The organism is Sulfurimonas sp. CVO (genome assembly GCF_009883775.1).
Lineage (GTDB): Bacteria > Campylobacterota > Campylobacteria > Campylobacterales > Sulfurimonadaceae > Sulfurimonas > Sulfurimonas xiamenensis.
This window is the reverse complement of record NZ_CP033720.1, coordinates 1,681,464-1,696,259: the sequence shown is the minus strand read 5'-3', so window position 1 is coordinate 1,696,259 and position 14,796 is coordinate 1,681,464. Positions and strand designations below refer to the sequence as shown.

Sequence of the window (14,796 nt, the reverse complement as noted above, 5' to 3'; positions counted from 1 at the left end):
TTAGGGTTTAGGGTTTAGGGGTTAGGGAGGAGATAGAGAATGGTAAAAAGTTTTAAAGATTTGACAGTTTGGCAAAAAAGTATAGATTTTGTTGCATCTGTATATTTGCTTGTTAAACAGTTACCAAAAGAAGAAACTTATGCTTTATCTGATCAGATAAGAAGAGCGGTTGTGTCTATCCCTAGCAATATTGCAGAAGGTTTTGGAAGAAATAGCACAAAAGAGTATGTGCAGTTTTTATATATTGCACTTGGTTCAGCTTCAGAAGTTGAGACTCAAATTATAATAGGTCAAAAAATAGGATATTTTAAAGATATAGAACAATATAGTCAAGATATAAATGAAATAAAAAAAATGATAAACGGACTTATAAGTTCACTGAAAAGGAAAATATAGATGAAAACACTAATCACTAACCCCTACACACTAAACACTACAAGGATTTCAAAATGAAAATCCTTGTCACCGGAACAGCAGGCTTCATCGGTTTTCACCTTGCAAAAAAACTACTTGAGCGTGGCGATGAGGTAGTTGGTCTTGACAATATAAACGACTATTATGATGTAAATCTAAAGTATGCAAGATTGGCAGAATTAGGAATCCAAAAAAAATCCCTAATCCCTAATCACTATACCCTAAGCACTAAATTCCCACTGCACAAGTTTTACAAAGTAGACTTAGAGGACACAAAAGCTATCAATCATATCTTTGAAACTGAGCAATTTGACGCAGTGGTGAATTTAGCTGCTCAAGCGGGTGTGCGGTACTCCATAGAAAATCCGCATGCTTACATCCAGAGCAATGTTGTAGGATTTTTAAATATTTTGGAGGCTTGCAGAAACTACGGTGTAAAAAATCTCTCATACGCAAGCAGCTCATCCGTGTATGGGCTCAATGAATCACAGCCATTTAAAACTACGGATAAAACGGACACCCCTATAAGTCTTTATGCTGCTACCAAAAAATCAAACGAGCTTATGGCTCATACATATAGCCATCTATACGGCATACAGACTACCGGCCTGAGATTTTTTACGGTTTACGGACCATGGGGCAGACCCGATATGGCGCCGATGCTTTTTGCCGACGCCATATCAAATGACAGAGCCATAAAAGTATTTAACCACGGCAAGATGAGCAGAGACTTTACATACATTGATGACATAGTAGACGGTGTTATCAAGGTTATAGACAATCCTTCTGATTATAGTGTGTACAACATAGGCAATAATGCTCCAGTAAGTTTGATGGAGTTTATAGAGACGCTTGAAGACGCACTTGGCAAAAAAGCAGAGAAAAACTTTATGGATATGCAGCCCGGCGATGTAGAATCAACCTACGCCGATACACAAGATCTGATGAATGATTTTGGATACAAACCCGATACAAAACTTGTCGATGGAATAGGCGAGTTTGTGAAGTGGTATAAAGGGTTTTATAAATCTGAAGAGTAAGCCTTTCCCGTCATCCTGAGCCCCTGTCATTCTGAACGAAGTGAAGAATCTCTCTCTAACTTCAACATAGACTCTTCCCTCGCTACGCTCATTCAGAGTGACGAGTTTTCCGTCATTCTGAACGAAGTGAAGAATCTCTCTCTAACTTCAACATAGACTCTTCCCTCGCTACGCTCACTCAGAGTGACGAGTTTTCCGTCATTCTGAACGAAGTGAAGAATCTCGCTTGAACTGCGACATAGACTCTTCACTCGCTACGCTCATTCAGAGTGACGAAGGAAGTGCTCATTCAGAGCGACGAGTGTTTGTCATTTTGAGTGTCACCTCGTCATTCTGAGCGAAGCGAAGGATCTCCCTCATAAACTCAAGTCAAAATTTTGTTATAATTTACAAAACTCAAAAAGGCAAACACTTGCAAAAACAACCTGCTGTTTATATACTTACCAACAAGTCAAATCATGTTTTGTATGTAGGCGTTACATCTGACTTGATCAAAAGAATTTATGAGCATAAAAATCATGTCATGGAAGGCTTTAGTGCAAAATACAATGTAACAAAGTTAGTATATTTTGAGCTTTGTGATGAGATGGAAACAGCAATCACAAGAGAAAAAGTTCTCAAAGGATGGAAAAGAAGCAAAAAAATAAGTCTCATTGAGAAAGAAAATGAAACTTGGCAAGATTTGTATGAGGATTTGATATAACAGACAGAGACTCTTCACTCGCTGCGCTCGCTCAGAGTGACGAGTTTCCGTCATCCTGAGTGCCCCTTACCGTCATCCTGAGCAAAGCGAAGGATCTCGCTTGAACTGCGACATAGACTCTTCACTCACTATGCTCACTCAGAGTGACGAAGGAAGTGCTCACTCAGAGTGACGGGCGTCCGTCATTCTGAACGAAGTGAAGAATCTCTCTCTCCCTCGAACTTTATCTCAGATTATTCACATGCCAAAAAAGTAAAAACAAAGCATAAACCATGTACAATTCATATTTTGAATTAGAGCATAAAATTTATTAGGATTAAACATTGACAAACGAAGAGTTAGAACTTTCTATTTTGCGAAGCTTGGGAAGAGTTACTACACAAAAAACTTTGGCGGATGAGCTTGGTTATAGCGTGGGCAAAATCAACTATGTCTTAAAAGCACTCGGCGCAAAAGGGCTTCTTAAAGTAGAGAATTTTTACAACAACCAGAACAAAAAACAGTACCGCTACCTTCTGACTCCAAAAGGGTTGGAGGAGAAAATCTCGCTTACGCAAAAGTTTATCAAAAGAAAAAAAGAGGAGTATGAGATGCTCCAGCACGAACTTGAGATGATGAGGAAAATAATATGACTAATATAATTTTATGCGGTGGAAGCGGTACGCGGCTTTGGCCGATCAGCCGAACTCTTATGCCAAAACAGTTTGTAAAGCTATTTACTAAAGAGAGTCTCGATGGTCGTTTTGATGATAAGTCACTGTTTCAACTAACAGTTGAGCGAAACTCCAAAGTGTGCGAAAGTCAGTTTATCGTATCAAACAGTGAGCAGTACTTTTTAGCAATAGATCAATTTGAAGAGATCCAAAAAACTATCAACTATCAACCATCAACCACAAACTATCTTCTTGAACCGGTTGGAAGAAATACTGCTCCTGCAATAGCTTTGGCTTGTATGGCACTAGATTATGAAGAGATAGTGCTTATTACTCCATCAGACCACCTCATAAAAAATGAAGAAGAGTATCAAAAAGTCATTCAAAGAGCAAAAGAGCTGGCTAACGAAAACTTTCTTGTAACATTTGGCATCAAACCAACATTTGCCGAAACCGGATTTGGTTACATCGAAAGCGACGGCGAGAATGTAAAAGCTTTTCATGAAAAACCGGACTTGCAAACAGCACAAAGTTATATCGACACTAACAACCAACCACTAACCACTAACCACTATTTGTGGAACAGCGGAATGTTCTGTTTTAAAGCAGGAGTATTTTTAGATGAACTTCAAAAATATTCACCTGAAATATTTGAAGCCTCAAAAAAAGCATTTGAAAATAAACAATTGATAACTAATAACCAATTACGAATAACTCACGAATTTATGAGTGCTATCCCAGAAGAGAGCATTGACTATGCAGTTATGGAAAAATCAAGTAAAGTAAAAGTGGTGCCATCAGATATCTCATGGAGCGATGTGGGGAGTTTTGATGCACTCTTTGAAGAACTTGAAAAAGATAAAGATGGAAATACAAAAAATCCAAACCATATAAGTATTGATTCTAAAAACAATCTTGTTTACGGAACAGGGAGAAAAATTGCTACAGTTGATGTAGAAGATCTTATTATTGTAGATACCGGTGATGCACTGCTTATCTCTAAAAAAGGCTCATCTCAAAAAGTAAAAGATGTAGTAAAAAAGATAAAAGCAGAAGGAAACGGACTTCATAATATTCATCTCACAGCTCATCGTCCATGGGGAACTTACACAGTCTTAGAAGACATACAAGATAAAACGCATAGAAGTTAAACCCGGACAGAGACTGAGCCTGCAAAAACACTATCATAGAAACGAACACTGGATAGTAGTATCAGGCACGGCTACAGTAACAGTAGGAAATGAGAAAAGATTGGTACGACCAAATGAATCTACTTATATAAAAATGGGAGAGGTTCATAGATTGGCAAATGAAGGAAAGATCCCAGTAGTACTTATAGAGGCTCAAGTCGGAGAGTATACCGGTGAAGATGATATAGTGAGACTTGATGATGATTTTGCAAGAGAGTAGTATGGTTCCAGATGAAATGTTTAAAACTGTAATAGAGTATGCGCCTCTGGTTTCTATAGATCTCATAGCTATGCATAAAGACAAAGTGCTTTTAGGCAAAAGGGTCAATAAACCGGCTTTTGGATATTATTTTACCACAGGCGGCATAGTTCGTAAAAATGAAACACTTGCAAATGCAATGAAACGGCTTGCAAAACTAGAGTTAGGAATAGAACTAGTAGATGAACCTAACTTTATAGGGGTTTTTCAACATTTTTATGATGATAGTATTTATGAAAATGTTTCTACACACTATGTAAACTTAGGGTACAAACTAAAGGTGCCAAACTTGAAGAACCTGCCAAAAGAGCAGCATAGCGAATACAGATGGTTTAGTGTAGAAGAGCTGCTTCAAAGTGACGAAGTTCACGCATATGTAAAAGATTATTTCAAAAAAATAAATATAGGAGAAAATAAATAAAATGGCAGAAAAAAAAGTAGCACTTATCACCGGTATAACAGGACAGGATGGATCATACTTAGCAGAGTTTTTACTTAAAAAAGGCTATGTAGTACATGGTATAAAAAGAAGAAGTTCTTTATTTAATACAGACAGAATAGATCACCTTTATGAAGATCCGCATGTGGAAAACAGAAATCTTATTTTGCATTATGGTGATATGACAGATAGTATGAACTTAACTAGAATCATCCAAGAGACTCAACCTGATGAGATATATAACTTAGCTGCAATGAGCCATGTGGCAGTCTCTTTTGAAACACCTGAGTATGTAGCAAATGCGGACGGTACAGGAACTCTTAGAATTTTAGAAGCTGTTAAACTTTTAGGCTTAACTAAAAAAACAAAAATTTACCAAGCATCTACTTCAGAACTTTACGGAAAAGTGCAAGAGACTCCTCAAAGTGAAACAACTCCATTTTATCCAAGAAGCCCATACGCAGTGGCAAAGATGTACGCATACTGGATAACCGTAAACTACAGAGAGGCTTATGGAATGTTTGCATGCAACGGTATTTTATTTAACCATGAAAGCCCAGTAAGAGGTGAAACATTTGTAACCAGAAAGATAACAAGAGCAGCTTCTAAGATAGCTCTTGGACTACAAGATAAATTATATCTTGGTAATCTTGATTCAAAAAGAGACTGGGGACATGCAAAAGATTATGTACGCATGATGTGGATGATACTTCAAGCTGACGAGCCGGAAGATTGGGTTATCGCAACTGGACAAACAACAACTGTTAGAGACTTTGTAAAATTTGCTTTTGCTTATGCTGGAATTAATCTAAGATTTGAAGGTGTTGGGGTTGATGAAGTAGGTATCATTGATTCTTTAGACTTGGAAAAAGCAAAAGCATCAAATGTAGATATCTCTCACTTGACTTTAGATCAAACAGTTGTTTGTGTAGACCCTAGATACTTCAGACCTACAGAGGTTGATTTGCTCTTAGGCGACCCAACAAAAGCTGAGAAAAAACTTGGATGGAATAGAGAGTATAACTTGCAAGACCTTGTAAACGACATGATGAAATCAGACCTGAAACTTATGACAAAAGATGTTTACCTCAAAGATGGCGGATACAAAACTATGAGTTATTTCGAGTAAAAATATGAATAAAAACAGTAAAATATATATAGCAGGACATCGTGGACTTGTGGGTAGTGCTATAGTCAAAAACCTTGAAGCTAAAGGCTATACAAATCTAATCACAAAAACTCATGAAGAACTAGACCTTATCGACCAAAAAGCAGTTGAAGAATTTTTCGAATCTGAAAAACCAGAGTATGTGATACTCGCTGCCGCAAAAGTAGGCGGGATAATCGCAAATAACACTTATAGAGCAGACTTTATCTATGAGAACTTACAGATTCAAAACAATGTTATCCACCAAAGCTTCGTTCATGGAGTAAAAAAACTGCTATTTTTAGGAAGTACATGCATCTACCCAAAAAATGCTCCTCAGCCTATGCCAGAAGATTGTCTCCTAACTTCTCCACTCGAATATACAAATGAACCATACGCTATAGCAAAAATAGCAGGGATAAAGATGTGTGAAAGCTACAATATCCAATATGGTACAAACTTCATATCTGTGATGCCTACAAATTTGTATGGACCAAATGATAACTTTGACCTTGAAAAATCTCATGTACTACCAGCTCTTATACGAAAGATTCATCTGGCAAAACTTCTCAATGAAAAAAGATATAATGAAGCGATAGAAGACTTAAATGTTTCAACACTAGAAGAAGCAAAAACATATCTAGCAAAATTTGGCGTTACAAAAGAGAGTGTAGAAATTTGGGGAACAGGAGAGCCTAGAAGAGAGTTTTTGTACTCAGAAGATATGGCAGATGCATGTGTATTTTTACTAGAAAATAGAGATTTTCAAGATGTCATTAAAAATGAAGTGAATCATGCAGTTCCATCAAATTGTCATTGCGAACAAAGTGAAGCAAACAAAAATAAAGAGATAAAAAACACTCATATCAACATAGGAACAGGCAAAGATATCTCCATCAAAGAACTAGCTGAACTTATCAAAGAAATTATCGGTTTCAAAGGTGAACTTTCTTTCAATACAGATAAACCTGATGGAACGATGGTAAAACTCACTGACCCTAGCAAACTTCACTCTTTGGGATGGAAACATAAGGTTGAGCTTGAAGATGGTGTTGTGAGTATGTATAAATGGTATTTAAACAATTATAAAGGAGTGAAATAAGTGAAAGTATTATTATTAGCAGGTGGATTTGGAACTCGTCTTTCGGAAGAGACGGATGTTCGACCAAAGCCGATGGTAGAGATTGGAGGAAAACCAATTCTTTGGCACATTATGAAAATATACTCAAAGTATGGTTTTAATGATTTTGTGATTTTACTTGGCTACAAAGGATACTATATAAAAGAGTATTTTGCGAACTATTTTCTTCATCAAAGCGATGTGACTATCGATATGCAAAATGGGAAAATGGAAGTTTTAAACAACTCTAGCGAACCGTGGAAAGTGACACTTCTTGATACTGGGGTAGATAGTATGACAGGCGGAAGAGTAAAAAGAGCGCAGGAGTTTGTGGGGAATGAACCATTTATGCTTACTTATGGTGATGGTGTGAGTGATATAAATATTGAAGAACTTGTAAATTTCCATAAATCACATGGAAAAGCCATGACTATGACATCAGCTCAACCTGATGGAAGATTTGGTGCTTTAAATATAGAAGAAAACAATCAAGTAACACATTTTCTTGAAAAACCAAAAGGCGATGGCGGATGGATAAATGCAGGTTTTTTCGTATGTGAACCAAAAGTATTTGATTATATTACCGGAGGTGACAGTACGGTATTTGAACAAGCACCTCTTCAAAATCTTGCGCAAGATGGAGAGATATTTACTTTTAAGCATGACGGTTTTTGGAAACCAATGGATAGTTTAAAAGATAAAAATGATTTAAACAAACTTTGGGATAATGGAAAAGCTCCATGGAAAATTTGGTAATGCAAAATCTATTTTCTGGAATCTATAAAGACAAAACTGTACTTGTTACAGGGCATACTGGCTTTAAAGGTTCTTGGTTGGCTTATTGGTTAAATCAAATGGGTGCAAAAGTTGTCGGGTACTCGTTGGAAGCTCCTACAAACCCAAACCATATAGAACTCTTAAATCTTGACATAGTTTCAATTATCGGAGATATACGAGATTTAGAAAAATTAAATCAAACCTTTGAAACTTACAAACCAGATATCGTATTTCATCTTGCAGCTCAACCACTCGTAAGGCTTTCTTATGAAAATCCAATTGAGACTTATGAAACAAATGTGATAGGTACTCTCAAAGTTTTTGAAGCTTGTAGAAGAAACGGTGTAAAAGCGATAGTAAACATCACAAGTGACAAAGCCTATGAAAACAAAGAATGGATTTGGGGTTATCGAGAAAACGACCCTATGGGTGGATATGACCCATATAGTTCATCAAAAGGGTGTGCTGATTTACTGGCAAATTCATATAGAAATTCTTATTTTAATCCAAAAGAGTATAAAAAAACTCACAACACTTTACTTGCATCTTGTCGAGCTGGAAATGTCATAGGCGGCGGTGACTGGGCAAAAGATAGACTGATAACAGACATCATGCTCTCAGTCTCTCAAAGCAAAAAAGTAAGCATACGAAACCCATATGCAACTCGTCCTTGGCAACATGTTCTTGAACCTTTGAGTGGATATTTAAACATAGGACAAAAACTTCTCGAAGAAAAAGTAGAGTTTGGTGAAGCTTGGAATTTTGGACCAAGTGATGAGGGAAGTATAACAGTAGAAGAAGTGGTAAAAAATGTAAAAAAACATTGGGATAAAATAGATTATGAAATAAACAAAGACCCAAATCAACTACATGAAGCAAATTTACTAAAACTTGATTGTAGCAAAGCTCATATTCTATTAAAATGGAAAGATGTTTGGAGCAGTGAAATTACTTTTGAGAAAACTGTCAAGTGGTATAAAGCTTATTATGAAAATGATAAAGCACTGTTAACTAACGATGATTTAGAAAGCTATGTGGTGGATGCAAAAGCTAAAAATATAGAGTGGGCAATTAGCTAAATGACTATTTTACTTACAGGTGCAACAGGATTTTTAGGAAGTCATCTTCTTCATAGATTATTAGAGTTGAAGTATGAAGTAGTTATTTTAAAAAGAAGTACTTCAAATATCTGGAGAATAGATTCAGTATTATCAAAAGTAAAAAGCTATGATATAGACAAAGTTGCCATAGAAAAACCTTTTGAAGATCAAAAAATAGATGCTGTAATACATACGGTTACAAACTATGGACGAAATAATTCAAGTATATCAAATATAGTTGATACAAATTTGATGTTTTCACTAAAACTTTTGGAGACAGCTACATTTTTCAACACGGACACATTTTTCAACACGGACACATTTTTCAACACGGACACACTTCTTTATAAGTATTTAAACCACTACTCACTTTCAAAAAAGCAGTTTGTAGAGTGGTTGAAATATTTTAGTGATAGGATAAAAGTAGTAAATTTAAAACTAGAACATATGTATGGTCCAAAAGATGATAATACAAAATTTGTAACATGGATTACAAATCAGATGCTTCAAAATGTAGAGTCTGTTGATTTAACAGAGGGTATTCAAAAAAGAGATTTTATTTATATTGATGATGTTGTAGATGTTTATTTATTAATGCTTGAAAAGTCGAAGATTTTTCAAGCATTTAGCGAATTTGATGTTGGAACAGGCGATCAAATAGAACTCAAAGAGTTTATATTGAAAATCTACAAAGAGATTTCAAAAATAAAACCAATTAGTACAAAACTAAATTTTGGTGCTAAAGCTTATAGAGAAGGTGAGTTTATGGAAATTGAAGAAGATGTTAAGCCTTTGTTTGATTTAGGCTGGAAACCAAAAATTTCCATAGAAGATGGGATTAAACTAATAATAAAGGAAGCTATACAATGACACAAGCACAGCAGTTAAAACAGGAAATTTTACAAAAAACCAAAGAGTATTATGAACTCGTACATAAACCACAACAAACCAAAGAGTTTGTAGCAGGAAAAAGTAGAGTCAACTACGCAGGAAGAGTTTTTGATGAAACAGAGATGCAGTATCTTGTTGATAGTTCTTTAGATTTTTGGCTTACATATGGGGACTATTCTAAAAAGTTTGAAAAAGAGTTGGCTGATTTTTTAAATGTACGATGGGCATTTTTAGTCAACTCTGGAAGTTCTGCTAATTTGTTGGCATTTTATACTTTGACTTCCCCTATGCTAAGAGATAGACAAATAAAAAGAGGTGATGAAGTTATCACTGTTGCTGCTGGATTTCCTACTACTGTAGCTCCTATAGTTCAGTATGGTGCCGTACCTGTGTTTGTAGATATGGAACTAATTTATGCAAATATAGATGTGACAAAGCTAGAACTTGCCCTTAGCCCTAAAACAAAAGCTATCATGATAGCTCATACTTTAGGAAATCCATTCAACCTAAGAGCTGTAAAAGAGTTTTGTGATAAACACAACCTTTGGCTCATAGAAGATAATTGTGACGCATTGGGAAGTACTTATGAAGGAAAACCAACCGGAACATGGGGAGACATAGGAACATCTAGCTTTTATCCACCACATCATATGACTATGGGAGAAGGCGGGGCTGTATATACAGACAATCCACTCCTTAGAAGAATTATGCTGAGTATGAGAGACTGGGGAAGAGACTGCTGGTGTGAAAGCGGTGTTGACAATACATGTGGATGTAGATTTACGCAACAGTTTGGAACATTGCCAAAAGGGTATGATCATAAGTATGTTTACTCTCACTTTGGATTTAACCTCAAAGTTTCAGATATGCAAGCAGCAGTTGGTGTAGCTCAGTTAGAAAAATTCCCAAGCTTTGTAAAAAAAAGAAAAGAGAACCAAAAGAAACTTTATGATGCACTTATAGATTTACAAGAATTGCAACTCGTAGAAACTCAGCCAAACTCAGATCCTAGCTGGTTTGGATTTATGATGACATTGACTGATAGTGCAAAATTTAGCAGAAATGAACTTGTGGAGCATTTGGAAAACAACAATATCCAAACAAGAAATCTTTTCGCAGGAAATATGACAAGACATCCTATGTTTGATAGTATGGTGCTAAATGTAGATTATAGAATAGTAGGCGAGCTTACAAATACTGATAAGATTATGAATGATAGCTTTTGGATAGGGTTGTATCCTGGTATGGGTGATGAGGCTATAGGGTATATGATTGAGAAGATTAGAGAGTTTGTAAAGGCTAAACAATGAAATACCTAATAACAGGCGGATGTGGATTTTTAGGTTCAAACATAGCAAGTGAAATACTAAAAAGAGGTGATGAGCTTGTAGTATTTGATAGTCTTTATAGATTTGGAAGCTATCAAAACAAAGAGTGGCTGGAATCTCAAGGTGAGTTTATATTTATCCATGGAGACATACGAAATACAAACGATGTTGAGAGAACAATAAAAACTCATAAGCCAGATGTTATCTATCATTTAGCTGGTCAAGTTGCTATGACTACTTCCATAGCAGACCCAAGAATGGACTTTGAGGTAAATGTAGGAGGAAGTTTCAATCTTCTGAATGCCGTAAGACTTTATAGTCCAGATTCAACTATTATCTACTCATCTACAAATAAAGTTTATGGTGATTTAGAACAATACTCTTATGAAGAAACAGACACAAGATACAAATGCACCGATAAACCAAATGGCTTTGATGAAAAAGTAACTTTAGACTTTCACTCACCTTATGGTACTTCTAAAGGAAGTGCTGATCAGTATATGCTTGACTTTGCAAGAATCTATGGTATTAAAACAGCAGTATTTAGACACTCTTCTATGTTTGGTGGAAGACAATTTGCTACTTATGATCAAGGTTGGCTTGGATGGTTCACACAAAAAGCAATAGAGATAAAAACAAATACTTTAAAAGAGCCATTTACAATTTCAGGAAATGGAAAACAAGTAAGAGATTTACTTTATGCGAGTGATTGTGTAGATTTATACTTAAAAGCTTCTCAAAAGATAGATACCATAAAAGGGCAAGCTTTTAATATTGGAGGTGGTATGCAAAACTCATCTTCACTCTTAGAACTTTTTTCTTTTTTAGAACAAGAGTTAGATATTAAAATGACATATACTCAATTACCTCCAAGAGAGTCAGACCAAAGAGTGTTTGTAGCTGATATATCAAAAGCAAAAGAGTTGATAGGTTGGGAACCAAAGGTTTCTAAGGAAGAGGGGATTAGGAAGATGATTGAGTGGATAAAATCACATGATTGATATATTAATACCTACTTATAACAGAGAGCAGGATTTGGTAAAAAATATTTTATATCTCGACAAGCTAGTTAAAAATGAGGGATTGCAAGGGAAATTTAGGTTGATTATCTCTAATAATGCTTCAACAGAGACTCTTCACTCGCTACGCTCACTCAGAGTGACGAACCTTTGTTATCCTGAGCCTTCTCTCCGTCATCCTGAGCAAAACCCTCGTCATCCTGAGCCTTCTCTCCGTCATCCTGAGCGAAGCGAAGGATCTCAAGAGACAAGAAACACCCACATAAACATAGGCACAGGCGAAGGTATCGGCATAAAAAATCTAGTAAATTCTTTTTGGAAATCAAGTGACAAATAACTCAGGCTTCAAAAAATACCTATCAAACACTTCATGGCTTTTTGCTGAAAAAATATTTCGTATAGCTATTGGTTTATTTATTACTGTTTGGCTTGCTCGTTATTTGGGTCCTGAGCAGTTTGGTATTTTTAACTATGCTCTTTCTTTTGTGGCGATTTTTGGGGTGTTGTCATCATTGGGTTTAGATAAGCTTGTAACTAAAGAGTTGCTTTCTCATCCTCAAGACAGTCATGAGATTATGGGCACATCATTTACTCTTCGTTTTATTGGTGCAATTTTACTTTTACCATTGGCTGCATTTAGTATCTCCATCGTGCGACCTGAGAATGATCTTGTATTTATCATGGTTATCATCATCTCTTCAGCTTTCTTTTTTACTTCTTTTGAAGTTATAAAGTACTGGTTTGAGTCACATGTTCAAGCAAAATATAGTGCAATAATTGATGCAATAGTTATTTTTACTAGTTCAACTATCAAAGGAGTTTTAATCATACTCGAAGCCCCACTTATTGCATTTGCTTGGGTGGTATTAATCGAAAGTATTTTGCTTGCTACTGGACTCATCATAATTTATATTCAAAAATCAAATAAGATTTCAGATTGGAAGGTTTCATTTGTAAAAGTAAAATACTTATTAAAAGAAGCTTATCCTCTTATTTTATCGGGCGCTGTATTTGTACTATTTACTAGAATCGATCAAGTCATGCTTGGTAGCATGATAGGTGATGAAGCGGTGGGAGTTTATGCTGCTGCTGTTAGAATAAGTGAGGGCTGGATGTTTATTCCTGCCATTATTGCTACATCATTATTCCCCGCTATGCTTAATGCTAGAAAAAATAACTATACTTTATATCTACAAAGAACTCAACATCTTTTAAACTTGATGGCTGTTTTAGGAGTAAGTGTTGCAATCGGTGTTATATTTATAGCTTCACCTTTTATGAATTTAATTTTTGGAGAGAGTTATAGTCAATCTTCATCGATATTAATAATACATATTTGGGGTATGGTTTTTAATGCAATAAGTATTATTTCATTTCGATATTTTCTAGCAGAAGGCTTACAAATATACTCTTTTTACAGAGCGTTTGCAGGACTTATTTTAAATATTGCCTTAAACTATTTACTGATACCTATTTATGGAGCAGTTGGTGCCGCAGTTGCTACTGCAATATCACAGGGAGTGGCAGTATGGCTTTTAAACTCTATTAGCCCAAAAACAAGAATTATGTTTTTTATGCAAGCAAAAGCATTATCACTTTATTGGAGTTTAAATACTTTAAAACATATCAAATCTTTAAGGGCAGGAAAATGAAAATATTACTTTTAGGCGGTACGGGTGCTATGGGTGTGCATCTTGCTGATATTTTAGCTTCAAGAAGAGAAAAAGTATTTGTAACTACAAGAGGCAAAAGGGACTCAAGTGAGTTTATTGAGTATATTCAAGGTGATGCAAAAGATGATAACTTTTTAAATACTCTTTTAAAAGAGAAATGGGATGTAGTAGTTGATTTTATGGTCTATAAAGAGGATGAATTTCAAGCAAGAGTGCATAAGCTTTTAGATGCTACTTCTCAATATATTTTTTTAAGCTCTTCAAGAGTGTATGACAATAGTATGGAGTATATCAAAGAAGACTCAACAAGACTACTTGATACATGCAAAGATGAAGAGTACTTAGCTACAAGTGAATATGCTCTTTCAAAAGCAAGGCAAGAGGATATTTTAAAATCATCATCTAAACAAAACTGGACAATCATCCGACCCTATATCACCTATAGTGAGATTCGTTTACAGTTAGGAACATTAGAAAAAGAAAATTGGCTTTATCGTGCATTACAGGGAAGAACAATAGTTTTTAGTGAAGATATAAAGAATCATTTTACGACGGTAACTTATGGATTTGATGTAGCAAAAGCTATGGTGAATCTCATGAATCAACAAAATACTTTGGGACAAGCCTACCATATCACAAGCAACACTTCATATACTTGGGAAGAGCTTTTAGCAGTTTATTTAGACGCCATTGAAGAAATGACAGGAAAACGACCAAAAGTATTATTTCAAAATATGGATGATTTTTCTACTTGGAACCATGGAAAGTACCAAATCATTTATGATAGATTGTATGATAGAAGGTTTGATAACTCTAAAATCAATGAGTTTATCAACACAGCTGAATTTATTGATGCAAAAGATGGACTAAAAAGATGTTTAAAAGAGTTTATGCAAAATCCAAAATTTAATCCAGTCAGTTGGAGAATGGAAGCTAAAAAAGATAAATTTACAAAAGAATTTACACCACTAAATGAAATCAATGGCATAAAAAATAAAATAAAATATATATTGTTTCGATACTTTATATAACACAAGGACAAT

15 protein-coding genes and 1 pseudogene are annotated in these 14,796 nt (G+C 35.3%); all 16 read left to right on the top strand.

The features are described 5' to 3' along the window. Positions 1 to 39 precede the first annotated feature (39 nt). Positions 40 to 396, top strand: coding sequence for a four helix bundle protein (locus CVO_RS08605; RefSeq protein WP_159571648.1), 357 nt, complete (start codon positions 40 to 42; stop codon positions 394 to 396). Positions 397 to 449: 53 nt separating this feature from the next. Beyond that, positions 450 to 1,454 carry an NAD-dependent epimerase gene (locus tag CVO_RS08600; RefSeq protein ID WP_159571645.1) on the top strand — a complete coding sequence of 335 codons (1,005 nt, stop codon included), beginning with the start codon at positions 450 to 452 and terminating at the stop codon, positions 1,452 to 1,454. Between the two features lie 412 nt (positions 1,455 to 1,866). Beyond that, positions 1,867 to 2,157, top strand: coding sequence for a GIY-YIG nuclease family protein (locus CVO_RS08595; RefSeq protein WP_159571640.1), 291 nt, complete (start codon positions 1,867 to 1,869; stop codon positions 2,155 to 2,157). Between the two features lie 323 nt (positions 2,158 to 2,480). Beyond that, entirely contained in the window at positions 2,481 to 2,789 is a 309-nt protein-coding gene (locus CVO_RS08590) for a MarR family EPS-associated transcriptional regulator (RefSeq protein WP_159571637.1), read from the top strand. After that, positions 2,786 to 4,220 (top strand): annotated as a pseudogene (locus tag CVO_RS08585) (mannose-1-phosphate guanylyltransferase/mannose-6-phosphate isomerase). Before CVO_RS08590 ends, CVO_RS08585 begins: the two are co-directional and overlap by 4 nt. Next, on the top strand, positions 4,198 to 4,680 hold the full coding sequence (locus tag CVO_RS08580) for a GDP-mannose mannosyl hydrolase (protein WP_241690964.1): 483 nt from the start codon (positions 4,198 to 4,200) through the stop codon (positions 4,678 to 4,680). Before CVO_RS08585 ends, CVO_RS08580 begins: the two are co-directional and overlap by 23 nt. Position 4,681: 1 nt before the next feature. Then, the gene (gene gmd / locus CVO_RS08575) at positions 4,682 to 5,827 is read left to right on the top strand and encodes a GDP-mannose 4,6-dehydratase (protein WP_159571634.1); all 1,146 of its coding nucleotides are present in this window, start codon (positions 4,682 to 4,684) and stop codon (positions 5,825 to 5,827) included. A gap of 4 nt (positions 5,828 to 5,831) precedes the next feature. Next, on the top strand, positions 5,832 to 6,947 hold the full coding sequence (locus CVO_RS08570; protein ID WP_159571631.1) for a GDP-L-fucose synthase family protein: 1,116 nt from the start codon (positions 5,832 to 5,834) through the stop codon (positions 6,945 to 6,947). Further along, the gene (gene rfbF, locus CVO_RS08565; protein ID WP_159571628.1) at positions 6,948 to 7,721 is read left to right on the top strand and encodes a glucose-1-phosphate cytidylyltransferase; all 774 of its coding nucleotides are present in this window, start codon (positions 6,948 to 6,950) and stop codon (positions 7,719 to 7,721) included. Beyond that, entirely contained in the window at positions 7,706 to 8,821 is a 1,116-nt protein-coding gene (gene rfbG / locus CVO_RS08560; protein WP_241690963.1) for a CDP-glucose 4,6-dehydratase, read from the top strand. The genes rfbF and rfbG overlap by 16 nt, the downstream gene beginning before the upstream one ends. After that, a complete protein-coding gene (locus tag CVO_RS08555; protein WP_159571625.1) occupies positions 8,822 to 9,712 on the top strand; it encodes an NAD-dependent epimerase/dehydratase in 891 nt (296 codons plus the stop codon). Then, positions 9,709 to 11,043 (top strand): lipopolysaccharide biosynthesis protein RfbH, encoded by a 1,335-nt coding sequence (rfbH, locus tag CVO_RS08550; protein WP_159571622.1) that lies wholly within the window; start codon positions 9,709 to 9,711, stop codon positions 11,041 to 11,043. The genes CVO_RS08555 and rfbH overlap by 4 nt, the downstream gene beginning before the upstream one ends. Further along, a complete protein-coding gene (locus CVO_RS08545) occupies positions 11,040 to 12,062 on the top strand; it encodes a GDP-mannose 4,6-dehydratase (RefSeq protein WP_159571619.1) in 1,023 nt (340 codons plus the stop codon). The genes rfbH and CVO_RS08545 overlap by 4 nt, the downstream gene beginning before the upstream one ends. Beyond that, positions 12,055 to 12,417 carry a glycosyltransferase family 2 protein gene (locus CVO_RS08540; RefSeq protein ID WP_159571616.1) on the top strand — a complete coding sequence of 121 codons (363 nt, stop codon included), beginning with the start codon at positions 12,055 to 12,057 and terminating at the stop codon, positions 12,415 to 12,417. The genes CVO_RS08545 and CVO_RS08540 overlap by 8 nt, the downstream gene beginning before the upstream one ends. Continuing rightward, positions 12,407 to 13,732, top strand: coding sequence for a flippase (locus CVO_RS08535; protein WP_159571613.1), 1,326 nt, complete (start codon positions 12,407 to 12,409; stop codon positions 13,730 to 13,732). The genes CVO_RS08540 and CVO_RS08535 overlap by 11 nt, the downstream gene beginning before the upstream one ends. Further along, the gene (locus tag CVO_RS08530) at positions 13,729 to 14,784 is read left to right on the top strand and encodes an NAD-dependent epimerase/dehydratase family protein (protein WP_159571610.1); all 1,056 of its coding nucleotides are present in this window, start codon (positions 13,729 to 13,731) and stop codon (positions 14,782 to 14,784) included. The genes CVO_RS08535 and CVO_RS08530 overlap by 4 nt, the downstream gene beginning before the upstream one ends. Positions 14,785 to 14,796: the final 12 nt, after the last annotated feature.